This window comes from Pseudomonas xanthosomatis (assembly GCF_019139835.1).
Taxonomy (GTDB): Bacteria; Pseudomonadota; Gammaproteobacteria; order Pseudomonadales; family Pseudomonadaceae; genus Aquipseudomonas; species Aquipseudomonas fakonensis.
Genome location: NZ_CP077075.1, coordinates 5,780,712 through 5,793,350 on the forward strand (window position 1 = coordinate 5,780,712; position 12,639 = coordinate 5,793,350).

General features: G+C 64.4%; 13 protein-coding genes and 1 tRNA gene. 8 read left to right on the top strand and 6 right to left on the bottom strand.

Annotation, left to right across the window (positions count from 1 at the left end):
* Positions 1 to 149 precede the first annotated feature (149 nt).
* The 6 genes from KSS93_RS25525 to hemA all read right to left on the bottom strand — a co-directional run bounded on the left by KSS93_RS25525 (position 150) and on the right by hemA (position 5,504).
* Positions 150 to 668 carry an acyloxyacyl hydrolase gene (locus tag KSS93_RS25525; protein ID WP_217886509.1) on the bottom strand — a complete coding sequence of 173 codons (519 nt, stop codon included), beginning with the start codon at positions 666 to 668 and terminating at the stop codon, positions 150 to 152.
* Positions 669 to 776: 108 nt separating this feature from the next.
* Positions 777 to 1,574: a glutamate racemase gene (gene murI / locus KSS93_RS25530; RefSeq protein WP_217886510.1), complete on the bottom strand. Its 798-nt coding sequence runs from the start codon at positions 1,572 to 1,574 to the stop codon at positions 777 to 779.
* Positions 1,567 to 2,322, bottom strand: a complete 756-nt coding sequence (locus KSS93_RS25535) for a molybdopterin-synthase adenylyltransferase MoeB (RefSeq protein ID WP_217886511.1) — start codon at positions 2,320 to 2,322, stop codon at positions 1,567 to 1,569. The genes murI and KSS93_RS25535 overlap by 8 nt, the downstream gene beginning before the upstream one ends.
* Positions 2,316 to 3,146, bottom strand: a complete 831-nt coding sequence (prmC, locus tag KSS93_RS25540) for a peptide chain release factor N(5)-glutamine methyltransferase (protein WP_217886512.1) — start codon at positions 3,144 to 3,146, stop codon at positions 2,316 to 2,318. The genes KSS93_RS25535 and prmC overlap by 7 nt, the downstream gene beginning before the upstream one ends.
* A gap of 1 nt (position 3,147) precedes the next feature.
* Positions 3,148 to 4,230: a peptide chain release factor 1 gene (gene prfA, locus KSS93_RS25545; protein WP_186662811.1), complete on the bottom strand. Its 1,083-nt coding sequence runs from the start codon at positions 4,228 to 4,230 to the stop codon at positions 3,148 to 3,150.
* Positions 4,227 to 5,504, bottom strand: coding sequence for a glutamyl-tRNA reductase (gene hemA, locus KSS93_RS25550; protein ID WP_217886513.1), 1,278 nt, complete (start codon positions 5,502 to 5,504; stop codon positions 4,227 to 4,229). Before hemA ends, prfA begins: the two co-directional genes overlap by 4 nt.
* Positions 5,505 to 5,728: 224 nt before the next feature.
* Here hemA and KSS93_RS25555 point away from each other — a divergent pair, with 224 nt between their 5' ends.
* The 8 genes from KSS93_RS25555 (at position 5,729) to ychF (ending at position 12,520) form a co-directional block, all read left to right on the top strand.
* Complete coding sequence (locus tag KSS93_RS25555) at positions 5,729 to 7,447, top strand: tetratricopeptide repeat protein (protein WP_217886514.1); 1,719 nt, start codon at positions 5,729 to 5,731, stop codon at positions 7,445 to 7,447.
* Between the two features lie 3 nt (positions 7,448 to 7,450).
* The gene (gene lolB, locus KSS93_RS25560; protein WP_217886515.1) at positions 7,451 to 8,068 is read left to right on the top strand and encodes a lipoprotein insertase outer membrane protein LolB; all 618 of its coding nucleotides are present in this window, start codon (positions 7,451 to 7,453) and stop codon (positions 8,066 to 8,068) included.
* A gap of 4 nt (positions 8,069 to 8,072) precedes the next feature.
* Positions 8,073 to 8,933: a 4-(cytidine 5'-diphospho)-2-C-methyl-D-erythritol kinase gene (gene ispE / locus KSS93_RS25565; RefSeq protein ID WP_217886516.1), complete on the top strand. Its 861-nt coding sequence runs from the start codon at positions 8,073 to 8,075 to the stop codon at positions 8,931 to 8,933.
* Between the two features lie 20 nt (positions 8,934 to 8,953).
* A tRNA-Gln gene (locus KSS93_RS25570) sits at positions 8,954 to 9,028 on the top strand.
* Between the two features lie 45 nt (positions 9,029 to 9,073).
* Positions 9,074 to 10,015, top strand: coding sequence for a ribose-phosphate pyrophosphokinase (locus KSS93_RS25575; RefSeq protein WP_217840351.1), 942 nt, complete (start codon positions 9,074 to 9,076; stop codon positions 10,013 to 10,015).
* Between the two features lie 120 nt (positions 10,016 to 10,135).
* The gene (locus KSS93_RS25580; RefSeq protein WP_217840352.1) at positions 10,136 to 10,732 is read left to right on the top strand and encodes a 50S ribosomal protein L25/general stress protein Ctc; all 597 of its coding nucleotides are present in this window, start codon (positions 10,136 to 10,138) and stop codon (positions 10,730 to 10,732) included.
* Positions 10,733 to 10,811: 79 nt separating this feature from the next.
* Positions 10,812 to 11,396, top strand: a complete 585-nt coding sequence (gene pth / locus KSS93_RS25585) for an aminoacyl-tRNA hydrolase (RefSeq protein WP_217886517.1) — start codon at positions 10,812 to 10,814, stop codon at positions 11,394 to 11,396.
* A gap of 23 nt (positions 11,397 to 11,419) precedes the next feature.
* Positions 11,420 to 12,520, top strand: coding sequence for a redox-regulated ATPase YchF (gene ychF, locus KSS93_RS25590; RefSeq protein WP_217886518.1), 1,101 nt, complete (start codon positions 11,420 to 11,422; stop codon positions 12,518 to 12,520).
* The last annotated feature ends 119 nt before the right edge of the window (positions 12,521 to 12,639 follow it).

The following is a 12,639-nucleotide window of genomic DNA, read 5'->3' on the forward strand; positions in this document are numbered from 1 at the left end:
ACCTGTGGGAGCAATTGTCTTGTGCTGCCTGTTCCGGCCTCATCGCCGGCAAGCCGGCTCCTACAGTGAAGCTCATGTAATCTCTGTGGGAGCGGCTTTAGCCGCGAAGCAGGCCCGCGGCAGATGGCACCGGGGGGAAGCGCTGGCTTTTACAGCGCCATGCGGTAATGCAGCGCGTAGCTCTCCACCCCATCGTTGGGTTGCTTGATGCCGGCATTGGAATAGTGAATGGCGCGAATGCCCACCTCATGCCCCCCGGCAAAACGCAGGCCGAAGCCGATGCGGTCCTCGAACTGGAACGATGAACCCAGCTCGTTGCTCTCAAGCTCGGTGCTGGAGAACGCCGCCACGCCAATACCGGCCTCGATGTAAGGCCTCACCGACTCGCCGGCAAACTCATAGACGAACACCGGTGCAAACGACAGGCTGTGGTTGCTGGCAGTCTCGTCACCGTCCCAATAGCTATAGGCCCCATCCCAATAGCCTGTCAGGCGCCCGACGCTGGTTTGCCACCAGCTGGCGTCCCAGTTCGACTGCAGCCCCAGGCGGTAGACCATGGTCGAATCACCGGTCTGCCCTACCGAAAATGAAATGTCTGCGGCATGAACGGCCAATACCTGCCCCAGCGAAACAGCGGCAACCGCCGCCAAAACACAGAGTTTCTTCATGAGAAACACCCTTCTTCCTGATGTTGTTGTAAGTGTTCGCCTGGCGCGCAGGCTGAAAGGTAGAAACCGGCGATGGAACGATAGTTCCAACCACTTTTCACACTTCTTTCACATCGGCAAGCGTTGCACGCTTTCGGGTTTATGCCAGAGCAACGGCAGGACTTTTTCCAGGCTGCCTGGGTCGGCGCTGCTCCAGAATCGCGTAGCCCGCGCCGGCCCTTCGGCCAACAGCTCGCGGGCGCTCAGCAGCCGTTGCAGTTGCCGCGCCACGGCGGCGCCGGTGTCGATGATCGCCACATCGGCCGGGACCATGCCGGCCAGCAGCGGGCGCAGGAAGGGATAATGCGTGCAGCCGAGAATCACCGTGTCGCAGCCCGCCGCCAACAGCGGTTGCAGGTAACCGGCAAGCAGCTCGCGCAGCACCGGGCTTGCCAGGTCGCCGGCCTCGATGCGCTCGACCAGGCCCGGGCACGGCTGGGTGATCACCTGCACGTCACTTGCAAAGCGGTCGAGCAAGGCGGCGAATTTGGCACTTTGCAATGTGCCGGTGGTGGCCAGCACGCCGACCACGCCGGAGCGGGTGGCCGCTGCCGCTGGCTTGACCGCAGGCTCCATGCCCACCAGCGGCCAGTGCGGGTGGCGCTCGCGCAGGTCGGCCACCGCCGCCACGGTGGCGGTGTTGCAGGCCAGCACCATGGCCTTGGCACCCTGCTCGTGGAAGAACCCGGCGATATGGCGCAGGCGCTGGCGAATGTAGTCGGGGGTTTTCTCGCCGTAGGGCACATGGCCGCTGTCAGCCACGTACAGCAAGGACTCGTTGGGCAGCAGGCGCTGGATCTCGGCGAGCACCGACAAGCCGCCGACCCCCGAGTCCATCACGCCCACCGGCGCCGAACGTTCAGCCATGGCGGTTGGCGCACACGGCGCAGGCCGGGTCGCGCTTGACCCGAAGCTCACGCATGCGGGTGCTCAGGGCGTCGATCAGCAGCAACCGGCCCACCAGCGGCTCGCCAAAGCCGGCCAGCAGCTTGAGCGCCTCCAGCGCCTGCAGGCTGCCCACCAGGCCCACCAGCGGGCCAAGCACCCCGGCCTCGCTGCAGGTCAGCTCGGCCTCGCTGCCATGGCCGTACAGGCAGTGGTAGCAGGGGCTGTTGTCACGCCGGGTGTCGAACACCGACAGCTGGCCTTCGAGGCGGATGGCCGCACCGCTGACCAGTGGCTTGCCGGCTGCCACGCAAGCGGCGTTGACCGCCTCGCGGGTACCGAAGTTGTCGGAGCAGTCGAGCACCACGTCCACCGCGGCAACGGCCGCGGCCAGCGAGTCTTCGTCCAGTGCCTGGCGATGGGCGATCAGCGCGACCTCGGGGTTGATCGCCTGCAAGCGCTGGATCGCCGAATCTACCTTGCTCATGCCGACGCTGGCGCTGTCGTGGATGACCTGGCGTTGCAGGTTGGTCAGGTCGACGCTGTCGAAGTCGGCCAGGTGCAGTTCGCCCACACCGGCTGCTGCCAGGTACAACGCCACCGGCGAGCCCAGGCCGCCAAGGCCGACCACCAGGGCCTTGCCGTGTTTCAGGCGCAACTGGCCGTCGATGTCCACCTGCGACAGCAGGATCTGGCGGCTGTAACGCAGCAGTTCCTGGTCGCTCAGCATGGCAGGCGCCCCAGGCTGATGCGTTCATGCCCGCCCAGGTCGATACGGCTGGCCACCTCGGCGAAGCCGGCAGCAACGAGCAGTTCGCGCACCTGGGCGGCCTGGTCGTAACCGTGCTCGAGCAACAGCCAGCCACCGGGCAGCAGGTGCTGCGGGGCTTGGGCGACGATCAGCCGCAGGTCGTCCAGGCCGTCTTCACCGGCTACCAAGGCACTGCTGGGTTCAAAGCGCACGTCGCCTTCGACCAGGTGCGGGTCGGCAGCGCGGATGTAAGGCGGGTTGCTCAGAATCAGGTCGAAGCGCTCGCCGGCCAGTGCGCTGTACCAGTGGCTGGTACGCACCTGCACATTGCCCAGCCCCAGGCGCTGGCGGTTGCGCTCGGCCAGGGCCACGGCCTCCTCGACACGGTCGAGCGCCGTCACCTGCCAGGCCGGGCACTCGCTGGCCAGGGCCAGGGCGATGGCGCCAGTGCCGGTGCCCAGGTCGAGCACCCGGGCCGGTTTGGCCGGCACCAGTTCCAGCGCGGTTTCCACCAGCAGCTCGGTGTCCGGGCGCGGGATCAGCGTGTGCGGCGCCACCTCCAGGTCGAGCTTCCAGAAGCCCTGCTGGCCCAGGATGTAGGCCACCGGCTCACCGGCGCGGCGGCGCGCGAGGTAACCGGCGTAGGTTTCGGCCGCCTCGCTGCTGACGATGCGCTCCGGCCAGGTGTGCAGGTAGCTGCGCGACTTGCCCAGGGCGGCGGCCAGCAGCAGCTCGGCGTCCAGGCGCTCGGAGGGCGATTCGGGCAACTGCGCGTTGCGCAGCAGGCTGGCGATGATGGTCATGTCAGTCCCCCAGGGCGGCCAGCTGATCGGCCTGGTATTCGGCCAGCAGCGGCTCGATCACCGCATCCACGCCACCGGCGAGGATGTCGTCCAGGGAGTAAAGGGTGAGGTTGATGCGGTGGTCGGTAACCCGACCCTGCGGGTAGTTGTAAGTACGGATGCGCTCGGAGCGGTCGCCCGAGCCCACCAGCAGCTTGCGCTCGCTGGCGATGGCGTTCTGTGCGGCGCTGGTCTGCATGTCGTTGAGCTTGGCCGACAGCCAGGACATGGCGCGGGCACGGTTCTTGTGCTGCGAACGCTCTTCCTGGCATTCGACCACGATGCCGGTGGGCAAGTGGGTGATGCGGATCGCCGAGTCGGTCTTGTTGACGTGCTGGCCGCCGGCGCCGGAGGCGCGGTAGGTGTCCACCCGCAGGTCGGCGGGGTTGATCTCGATGGCTACCTGCTCGTCCGGCTCGGGCAGTACCGCCACGGTGCACGCCGAGGTGTGGATACGGCCTTGCGACTCGGTCTCGGGCACGCGCTGCACGCGGTGCGCGCCAGACTCGAACTTGAGCTTGCCGTACACGCTGTCGCCCTCTACCCGGGCGATGATCTCCTTGTAGCCGCCGTGCTCGCCCTCGTTCTCGGAGAGAATTTCCAGGCGCCAGCCGCGTTTTTCGGCATAGCGCGAGTACATGCGGAACAGGTCGCCGGAGAAGATCGCCGCCTCGTCGCCACCGGTACCGGCACGGATTTCGAGGAACACGTTGCGCCCGTCGTTGGGGTCCTTGGGCAGCAGCATGCGCTGCAACTGCGACTCCAGGCCCACCAGTTGCTCCTTGGCCTCGCGCACTTCTTCCACGGCCATTTCGCGCAGGTCGGGGTCGGCGTCCTTGAGCAGCGCCTGGGCGCCCTCCAGGTCGTCCTGCACCTTGCGCCACTCTTTATAGGCGCCGATCACCGGCTCGACTTCGGCGTACTCGCGGGAGTAGGCGCGAAAGCGCGTCTGGTCGGAAATGACTTCGGCGTCACCGAGCAGGGCGGTGAGTTCCTCGAAGCGGTCCTGGAGCGTGTCCAGTTTGTTCAGCAGCGACGCTTTCATTGCGGGGGTTTGTCCGTCGAGCCCTCGTTGAGGGCAAAGAGTTCCTGGGCCATGGCCAGCGCATCGAGGCGGCCTTCGGCAGAGAGCTTTTTCAGCTGCACACTGGGGGCGTGCAGCAACTTGTTGGTCAGCCCCCGGGCCAGCTGCATCAGCACGTCTTCGGGGTTGGAGCCGTTGCCCAGCAAGCGCAGGGCCTTTTGCAGTTCTTCGTCACGCAGGCGCTCGCTTTGCTGGCGGTAGGCCTTGAGCACATCAACTGCGGCCAGCTCGCGCAGGCGCACCATGAAGTCATCGGCGCCGACCGAGACCAGCTCTTCGGCCGCCTGGGCCGCGCCTTGGCGGCTCTTGAGGTTTTCGGCCACCACTTCGTGAAGGTCGTCGACGGTGTACAGGTACACGTCGTCAAGCTCCCCTACCTGCGGCTCGATATCCCGCGGCACGGCGATGTCGACCATGAAGATCGGCTTGTGCCGGCGCTGCTTCAGCGCGCTTTCCACCGCGCCCTTGCCCAGAATCGGCAACTGGCTGGCGGTGGAGCTGATGACGATATCGCTGTTGGCCAGCTCCTGGGGGATATCCGACAGCAGCACCGCGTGGGCGCCGAACTGCTCGGCAAGAATGCTCGCCCGCTCCAGCGTGCGGTTGGCCACGACGATGCGGCGTACGCCCTGCTCGTGCAGATGGCGGGCCACCAGGGTGATGGTTTCGCCGGCGCCGATCAACAGCGCCTGGCTGCGGCCCAGGTCGGAGAAGATCTGCCGGGCTAGGCTCACTGCGGCAAAGGCCACCGACACCGGGTTCTCGCCAATGGCAGTGTCGGTGCGCACCTGCTTGGCGGCGCTGAAGGTGGCCTGGAACAACCGCCCGAGCAGCGGCCCGACGGTGCCGGCCTCGCGCGCCACGGCGTAGGCCGACTTCATCTGGCCGAGAATCTGCGGCTCGCCCAGCACCAGCGAGTCCAGGCCCGAGGCCACGCGCATCATGTGCTTGACCGCATCATGCTCTTCGTGGACGTAGGCGCTGGCGCGCAGTTCGTCCAGGCTCAGCCGGTGATAGTCGGCCAGCCATTGCAGCACGGCATCGGCGGACAGGTGGTCCTGCTCTATATAAAGCTCGCTGCGGTTGCAGGTGGACAGGATCGCCGCCTCGCGGCTGGCGGTCAGTCGGCAGAGCTGCTGCAGGGCGTCGACCAGCTGCTCTGGGGTAAACGCCACGCGCTCGCGTACGTCTACCGAGGCAGTCTTATGGTTGATACCAAGTGCAAGAAAGGCCATGCAAGGTCGCTGGTTGGGACGTGAAGCCGATAATTGTCCTACTTCGCAGGTTCCAGAACAACCACCGTTCGCTATTGTTGCCCCGCGATGCGGTCGGTGGCCATTCAGGAACCACCCCCACCCCGCCATGGTCGCAGTTAACCGGACGTTGCGCGGGTGGGTTTGCCACGGCGCTTGTGTCATCATGCTCCGACCGCCGGTTGAGCCTCTTTATTAAGCCTCATATGAATAAATCCTACGCACTGCTGCTCGCCCTCGCCCTGCTTCAAGGCTGCCAGAGCCTGGCCCCGAAGACGGACGCCCAGTCGCCCGCCGACGCCGACAAGCAGGCGGAAAAACCGGTGGTGTACGGCTCGTTCAAGCAGGACACCCTGTACAGCCTGCTGGTGGCGGAGCTGGCCGGCCAGCGCAACCGCTTCGACATCGCCCTGGCCAACTACGCCGACCAGGCCGAAAAAACCCAGGACCCGGCGGTTTCCGAGCGCGCCTACCGCATCGCCGAGTACCTCGGTGCTGACGAGCCGGCCCTGGACAGCGCGCTGATCTGGGCCCGCAACGACCCGCAAAACCTCGATGCCCAGCGCGCCGCGGCCATTCAGCTGGCCCGCGCCGGGCGCTACGACGACTCCATGGTGTACATGGAGAAGGTCCTGCAGGGCCAGGGCGACACCCACTTCGACTTCCTCGCGCTGTCCGCCGCCGAGACCGACCAGAGCACCCGCGACGGCCTGATGCAGAGCTTCGACCGCCTGCTGGTGAAATACCCCGACAACGGCCAACTGGTGTTCGGCAAGGCGCTGCTGCTGAACCAGGACAACAAGCCCGAGCAAGCACTCGACCTGCTCGAGGCGCACCCGCCGCAAAACGGCGAGATCGCCCCGATTTTGCTGCGTGCCCGCCTTTTGCAGGCCATGGACCGCGGCCCGGAAGCCCTGCCGCTGCTGCGCGGCGCGATCCGCGACAACCCCGACGACAAGCGCCTGCGCCTGACCTATGCACGCACCCTGGTCGAGCAGGACCGCATCGATGACGCCAAGGCCGAGTTCGAAAGCCTGCTGCAGCAGTACCCCGAAGACGACGAAGTGCGCTATTCGCTGGCCCTGGTGTGCATGGAAACCAAGCACTGGGACGAAGCCGAGGGCTACCTGCAGGAAATGGTCGAGCGCGACAGCAATGCCGACGCCGCCCACTTCAACCTCGGCCGCATCCGCGAAGAGCGCGGCCTGCCGGCTTCGGCCCTGCGTGAATACGCCCTGGTCGGTGCCGGCCCCGACTACCTGCCGGCGCAGCTGCGCCAGGCCGATATTCTCATCGCCAACGGCCGCAGCGCCGAGGCCTCGCGCCTGCTCGCCGAAGCCCGCGAAGCGCAGCCCGACTACGCCATCCAGCTGTACCTGATCGAAGCCGAGAGCCTGGGCAACAACGGCAAGGAGGCCCAGGCCGACCAGGTGCTGCAACAGGCGATCAAGCGTTACCCCGACGACCTCAACCTGCTCTACACCCGCGCCATGCTCGCCGAAAAACGCGACGACCTGCCGGAAATGGAGAAGGACCTGCGCGCGATCATCGCCCGCGAGCCGGAAAACGCCATGGCCCTGAACGCCCTGGGCTACACCCTGGCCGACCGCACCACGCGCTACGCCGAGGCCAAGGCACTGATCGACAAGGCCCACCAGCTGACCCCGGACGACCCGGCCGTACTCGACAGCCTGGGCTGGGTCAATTACCGCATGGGCAAGCTCGACGAGGCCGAGCGCCTGCTGCGACAGGCCTTCGAGCGCTTCCCCGACCATGAAGTGGCCGCCCACCTGGGCGAAGTGCTGTGGGCCAACGGCAAACGCCGCGAAGCCCGCCAGTTCTGGGCCAAGGGCTTCGAAGCCCAGCCCGACAGCCCCATCCTGCGCAAAACCTTGCTGCGCCTGACCGGATCCGAGAGCCTGTAAATCATGTTGCTGCGCCATTGCATCACCTTCACCCTCATCGCCCTGCTGGCCGGCTGCGCCGGCTTCGGAAGCAAAGAAGCCGTGCGCGGCCAGGGCAACCCGCAACAGTGGCGCGAGCACAAGCAGCAGCTGAGCACCCTCGACGGCTGGCAGATCAACGGCAAGGTCGGCATCCGCGCCCCGCGTGACTCGGGCAGCGGCACGCTGTTCTGGCTGCAGCGCCAGGACTACTACGACATTCGCCTGGCCGGCCCGCTGGGCCGCGGCGCCGCACGCCTGACCGGCCGCCCCGGCGGCGTCACGCTGGAGGTGGCCAACCAGGGCCGCTATCAAGCCGAAAACCCTGAAGCGCTGCTGGAAGAACAGCTCGGCTGGCGCCTGCCGGTGTCGCACCTGGTGTGGTGGGTACGCGGCCTGCCGGCCCCCGACAGCAAAAGCCAGTTGACCCTGAACGGCGACAGCCGCCTGGCCGCCCTGACCCAGGACGGCTGGCAGGTGGAATACCTCAGCTATACCGAGCAGAACGGCTATTGGCTGCCCGAGCGCCTGAAGCTGCACGGCGAGAACATCGACGTGACGCTGGTGGTGAAAGACTGGCAACCGCGCCAGCTGGGGCACTGAAACCATGCAACAGCTGCTGCTCCCGGCCCCGGCCAAGCTCAACCTGTGGCTGCACATCACCGGCCGGCGCCCGGACGGTTACCACGAGCTGGAAACCGTATTCCAGTTTCTCGACCACGCTGACGAGCTGGGTTTTGCCCTGCGTGACGACGGCCAGATACGCCTGAACACCAAGATCGACGGTGTGCCCCACGACAGCAACCTGATCGTGCGCGCCGCGCGCCTGCTGCAGCAGCAGTCCGGCACAGCGCTTGGCGCCGACATCTGGCTGCACAAGGTGCTGCCCATGGGCGGCGGTATCGGCGGCGGCAGCTCCGACGCCGCCACCACCCTGCTGGCCCTGGCCCACCTGTGGCAGCTGGATTGGGACGAAGACCGCCTGGCCGCCCTGGGCCTGACTTTGGGCGCCGACGTGCCGGTATTCGTGCGTGGCCACGCGGCATTTGCCCAGGGCGTGGGCGAGCAACTGACCCCGGTCGACCCTGAAGAGCCGTGGTACGTCGTGCTGGTGCCGCAAGTGTCTGTCAGCACAGCGGAAATTTTTTCGCATCCAGAGTTGACACGTGATTCCCTCCCCCTTAAGATGCGCCCCGTTCCCGAGGGAAACAGTCGAAATGACTGCCAACCGGTAGTAGAGCAACGTTATCCAGAAGTTCGCAATGCGTTGAATTCACTGGGTAAATACACAGAAGCTCGAATGACCGGCACTGGAAGTTGTGTGTTTGGGGCCTTCCCAAGCAAAGCCGAAGCTGATAGAGTTCTGGCCCTTCTTTCAGAGACCCAAACAGGGTTTGTGGCGAAAGGAAGCAACGTTTCGATGTTGCATCGCAAGCTGCAGAGCCTGCTCAAGAAGTCGAGCGCATAAGCGTTCGCAGCAACAGATACAGGGGCGTCGCCAAGCGGTAAGGCAGCAGGTTTTGATCCTGCCATGCGTTGGTTCGAATCCAGCCGCCCCTGCCATTTCTTCTACTCATCCAGGTTACCCTCAGCCTTCAGGTACTGCGCGTGTCCAAGATGATGGTCTTCACGGGGAATGCCAACCCCGATCTGGCTCGGCGTGTCGTACGTCAGCTGCATATTCCACTGGGTGATGTGTCTGTCGGTAAATTCTCCGACGGCGAGATCAGTGCTGAAATCAACGAAAACGTTCGCGGTAAAGACGTCTTCATCATTCAGCCGACCTGTGCCCCAACCAACGACAACCTGATGGAACTGGTAGTGATGGCCGACGCCTTCCGCCGCTCCTCAGCGTCGCGAATCACCGCCGTGATTCCTTACTTCGGATACGCCCGCCAGGACCGCCGTCCGCGTTCGGCACGTGTAGCCATCAGCGCCAAAGTCGTCGCTGACATGCTCACTGTCGTGGGTATCGACCGTGTTCTCACCGTCGACCTGCACGCTGACCAGATCCAGGGCTTCTTCGATATCCCCGTCGACAACATCTACGGCTCGCCCGTACTGGTCGACGACATCGAAGACCAGCGTTTCGAGAACCTGATGATCGTCTCCCCGGACATCGGTGGTGTAGTGCGTGCCCGCGCCGTCGCCAAGTCCCTGGGCGTCGACCTGGGTATCATCGACAAACGCCGCGAAAAGGCCAATCACTCCGAAGTGATGCACATCATCGGTGATGTCGAAGGTCGCACCTGCATCCTGGTGGACGACATGGTCGACACCGCCGGCACCCTGTGCCACGCGGCCAAGGCCCTGAAAGAACACGGCGCTGCCAAGGTTTACGCCTACTGCACGCACCCTGTCCTGTCGGGCCGCGCGATCGAGAACATCGAGAAGTCGGTGCTGGACGAGCTGGTGGTGACCAACACCGTTCCGCTGTCCGCCGCTGCTCAAGCCTGTGACCGTATCCGCCAGCTGGATATCGCACCGGTTGTCGCTGAAGCGATGCGTCGCATCAGCAATGAAGAATCGATCAGCGCGATGTTCCGCTAAGCGGACCACGTGTTGATATGAAGCGCCCCGCCCCAACAGCTGTTGGGGCGGGGCTTTTTTGCCATCCCCGTCCGGCGCTGGTCGCAAACGCCTTTCGGGAGGCTATTTTGGAGAAACAAAATGACTGACTTCATCCTGAACGCCCAAGCGCGTACTGACCTGGGGAAAGGTGCGAGCCGCCGCCTGCGTCACTCCGCCAACATCCCTGCCGTTGTTTACGGTGGCGATAAAGAAGCCCAATCCCTGACCATCGTGGCCAAGGAAATCGCCAAGCTGTTCGAAAACGAAGCTGCCTTCAGCCACGTAATCGAACTGAACGTCGATGGCGCCAAGCAAAACGTCGTGGTCAAGGCCATGCAGCGTCACCCGGCCAAAGGCTTCATCATGCACGCCGACTTCGTTCGCGTCGTTGCTGGCCAGAAACTGACCGCCAAGGTACCGGTTCACTTCGTCGGCGAAGAAGCCCCGGTCAAGAAAGGCGGCGAAATCTCGCACGTCGTTTCCGAGATCGAAGTTTCCTGCGAAGCCAAAGACCTGCCTGAGTTCATCGAAGTCGACCTGGCCAACGCCGAAGTCGGCACCATCATCCACCTGTCGGACCTGAAAGCTCCGAAAGGCGTAGAGTTCGTCGCTCTGGCCCACGGTGATGACAAAGCTGTTGCCAACGTCCACGCCCCGCGCGTAGCCGCTGACGCTGCTGAAGGCGCTGCCGAGTAATCCACTCGCACGCCGGCGTTGATCGGGTTACAGTGCCGCGCGCACCGTAACCCACCAACACCAAGGAAGAGCCCCTGACGTGACCGCCATCCAGTTGATCGTTGGCCTGGGTAACCCCGGCCCCGAATACGAACAGACCCGGCATAACGCAGGGGCTCTTTTCGTTGAACGCATTGCCAGTGCCCAGCGCGTATCGCTGTCTGCTGACAAAAAGTATTTCGGCCTGACGGCTAAGTTCAGCCATCAGGGCAACGATGTTCGTCTGTTGATCCCCACCACCTACATGAACCGCAGCGGCCAGGCCGTGGCGGCATTGGCGAATTTCTTCCGGATCAAACCGGACGCCATTCTGGTGGCCCACGACGAACTCGACCTGCCCCCGGGCGTTGCCAAGCTCAAGAAGGGCGGCGGCCACGGCGGGCATAACGGCCTGCGCGACATCATCGCGCAGCTCGGCAACCAGAACGACTTCCACCGCCTGCGGCTTGGCATTGGCCACCCGGGCGACGCCAGACTGGTCTCCAACTTCGTCCTGGGCCGCGCGCCGCGCGCCGAGCAGGAGAAGCTCGACGCCAGCATCGATTTTGCCCTCGGCGTGCTGCCGGACGTGCTCGCTGGCGACTTCGCCAAGGCGATGCGCGAGCTGCACAGCCAGAAGGCCTGACAACTCTCTAGAGGGGAATTCCCATGGGTTTCAATTGCGGCATCGTCGGCCTGCCCAACGTCGGCAAGTCCACCCTGTTCAACGCCCTGACCAAGTCCGGCATCGCGGCGGAGAACTTCCCCTTCTGCACCATCGAGCCGAACAGCGGCATCGTGCCGATGCCCGACGCGCGCTTGGCGGCACTGGCCGAAATCGTCAAACCGAACCGCATCCTGCCGACCACCATGGAGTTCGTCGACATTGCAGGCCTGGTGGCCGGCGCGTCGAAAGGTGAAGGCCTGGGCAACAAGTTCCTCGCCAACATCCGCGAGACCGACGCCATCGCCCACGTGGTGCGCTGCTTCGAAGACGAGAACGTGATCCACGTTTCCAACAGCGTCGACCCCAAGCGCGACATCGAGATCATCGACCTCGAGCTGATTTTCGCCGACCTCGACAGCTGCGAAAAGCAACTGCAGAAGGTTGCCCGCAACGCCAAGGGCGGCGACAAGGAAGCCCTGGCGCAAAAGGCCATTCTGGAGAAGCTGATCCCGCACTTCACCGAAGGCAAGCCGGCGCGCAGCCTGATGAAGAACATGGCTGACGACGAGAAAGCCGTGATCCGTGGCTTCCACCTGCTGACCAGCAAGCCGGTGATGTACATCGCCAACGTGGCCGAAGACGGCTTCGACAACAACCCGCATCTGGACGTGGTCATGGCCATTGCCGAAGAAGAAGGCGCGGTGGTGGTGCCGGTGTGCAACAAGATCGAAGCCGAAATCGCCGAGCTGGACGACGGCGAAGAGAAGGACATGTTCCTCGAGGCCCTGGGCCTGGAAGAGCCTGGCCTGAACCGCGTGATCCGCGCCGGCTACGAGCTGCTCAACCTGCAGACCTACTTCACCGCAGGCGTGCAGGAAGTGCGCGCCTGGACCGTACGCGTAGGCGCCACCGCGCCGCAGGCCGCCGGCGTGATCCACACCGACTTCGAAAAAGGCTTCATCCGCGCCGAAGTGGTGGCCTATGACGACTTCATCCAGTTCAAGGGTGAAAGCGGTGCCAAGGAAGCCGGTAAATGGCGCCTGGAAGGCAAGGACTACATCGTCAAGGACGGTGACGTGATGCACTTCCGCTTCAACGTCTGATCATTGCGCGAGCCAACTGGCTCAAGCAAATAAAAACCCCTTGTGCAGAGATGCCCAAGGGGTTTTTCATGCCTGCCGAAAACAGGGGGAGACGGGGTTGTTCAGTGACTGAAAAAGCC

Bases quoted from the DNA above. Each gene is read 5' to 3' on its own strand.
- KSS93_RS25580 (WP_217840352.1), top strand. From the start codon at position 10,136: ATGACTGACTTCATCCTGAACGCCCAAGCGCGTACTGACCTGGGGAAA.
- murI (WP_217886510.1), bottom strand. From the start codon at position 1,574: ATGGCTGAACGTTCGGCGCCGGTGGGCGTGATGGACTCGGGGGTCGGC.
- ychF (WP_217886518.1), top strand. From the start codon at position 11,420: ATGGGTTTCAATTGCGGCATCGTCGGCCTGCCCAACGTCGGCAAGTCC.
- prfA (WP_186662811.1), bottom strand. From the start codon at position 4,230: ATGAAAGCGTCGCTGCTGAACAAACTGGACACGCTCCAGGACCGCTTC.
- hemA (WP_217886513.1), bottom strand. From the start codon at position 5,504: ATGGCCTTTCTTGCACTTGGTATCAACCATAAGACTGCCTCGGTAGAC.
- prmC (WP_217886512.1), bottom strand. From the start codon at position 3,146: ATGACCATCATCGCCAGCCTGCTGCGCAACGCGCAGTTGCCCGAATCG.
- KSS93_RS25525 (WP_217886509.1), bottom strand. From the start codon at position 668: ATGAAGAAACTCTGTGTTTTGGCGGCGGTTGCCGCTGTTTCGCTGGGG.
- lolB (WP_217886515.1), top strand. From the start codon at position 7,451: ATGTTGCTGCGCCATTGCATCACCTTCACCCTCATCGCCCTGCTGGCC.
- ispE (WP_217886516.1), top strand. From the start codon at position 8,073: ATGCAACAGCTGCTGCTCCCGGCCCCGGCCAAGCTCAACCTGTGGCTG.
- KSS93_RS25535 (WP_217886511.1), bottom strand. From the start codon at position 2,322: ATGCTGAGCGACCAGGAACTGCTGCGTTACAGCCGCCAGATCCTGCTG.
- KSS93_RS25555 (WP_217886514.1), top strand. From the start codon at position 5,729: ATGAATAAATCCTACGCACTGCTGCTCGCCCTCGCCCTGCTTCAAGGC.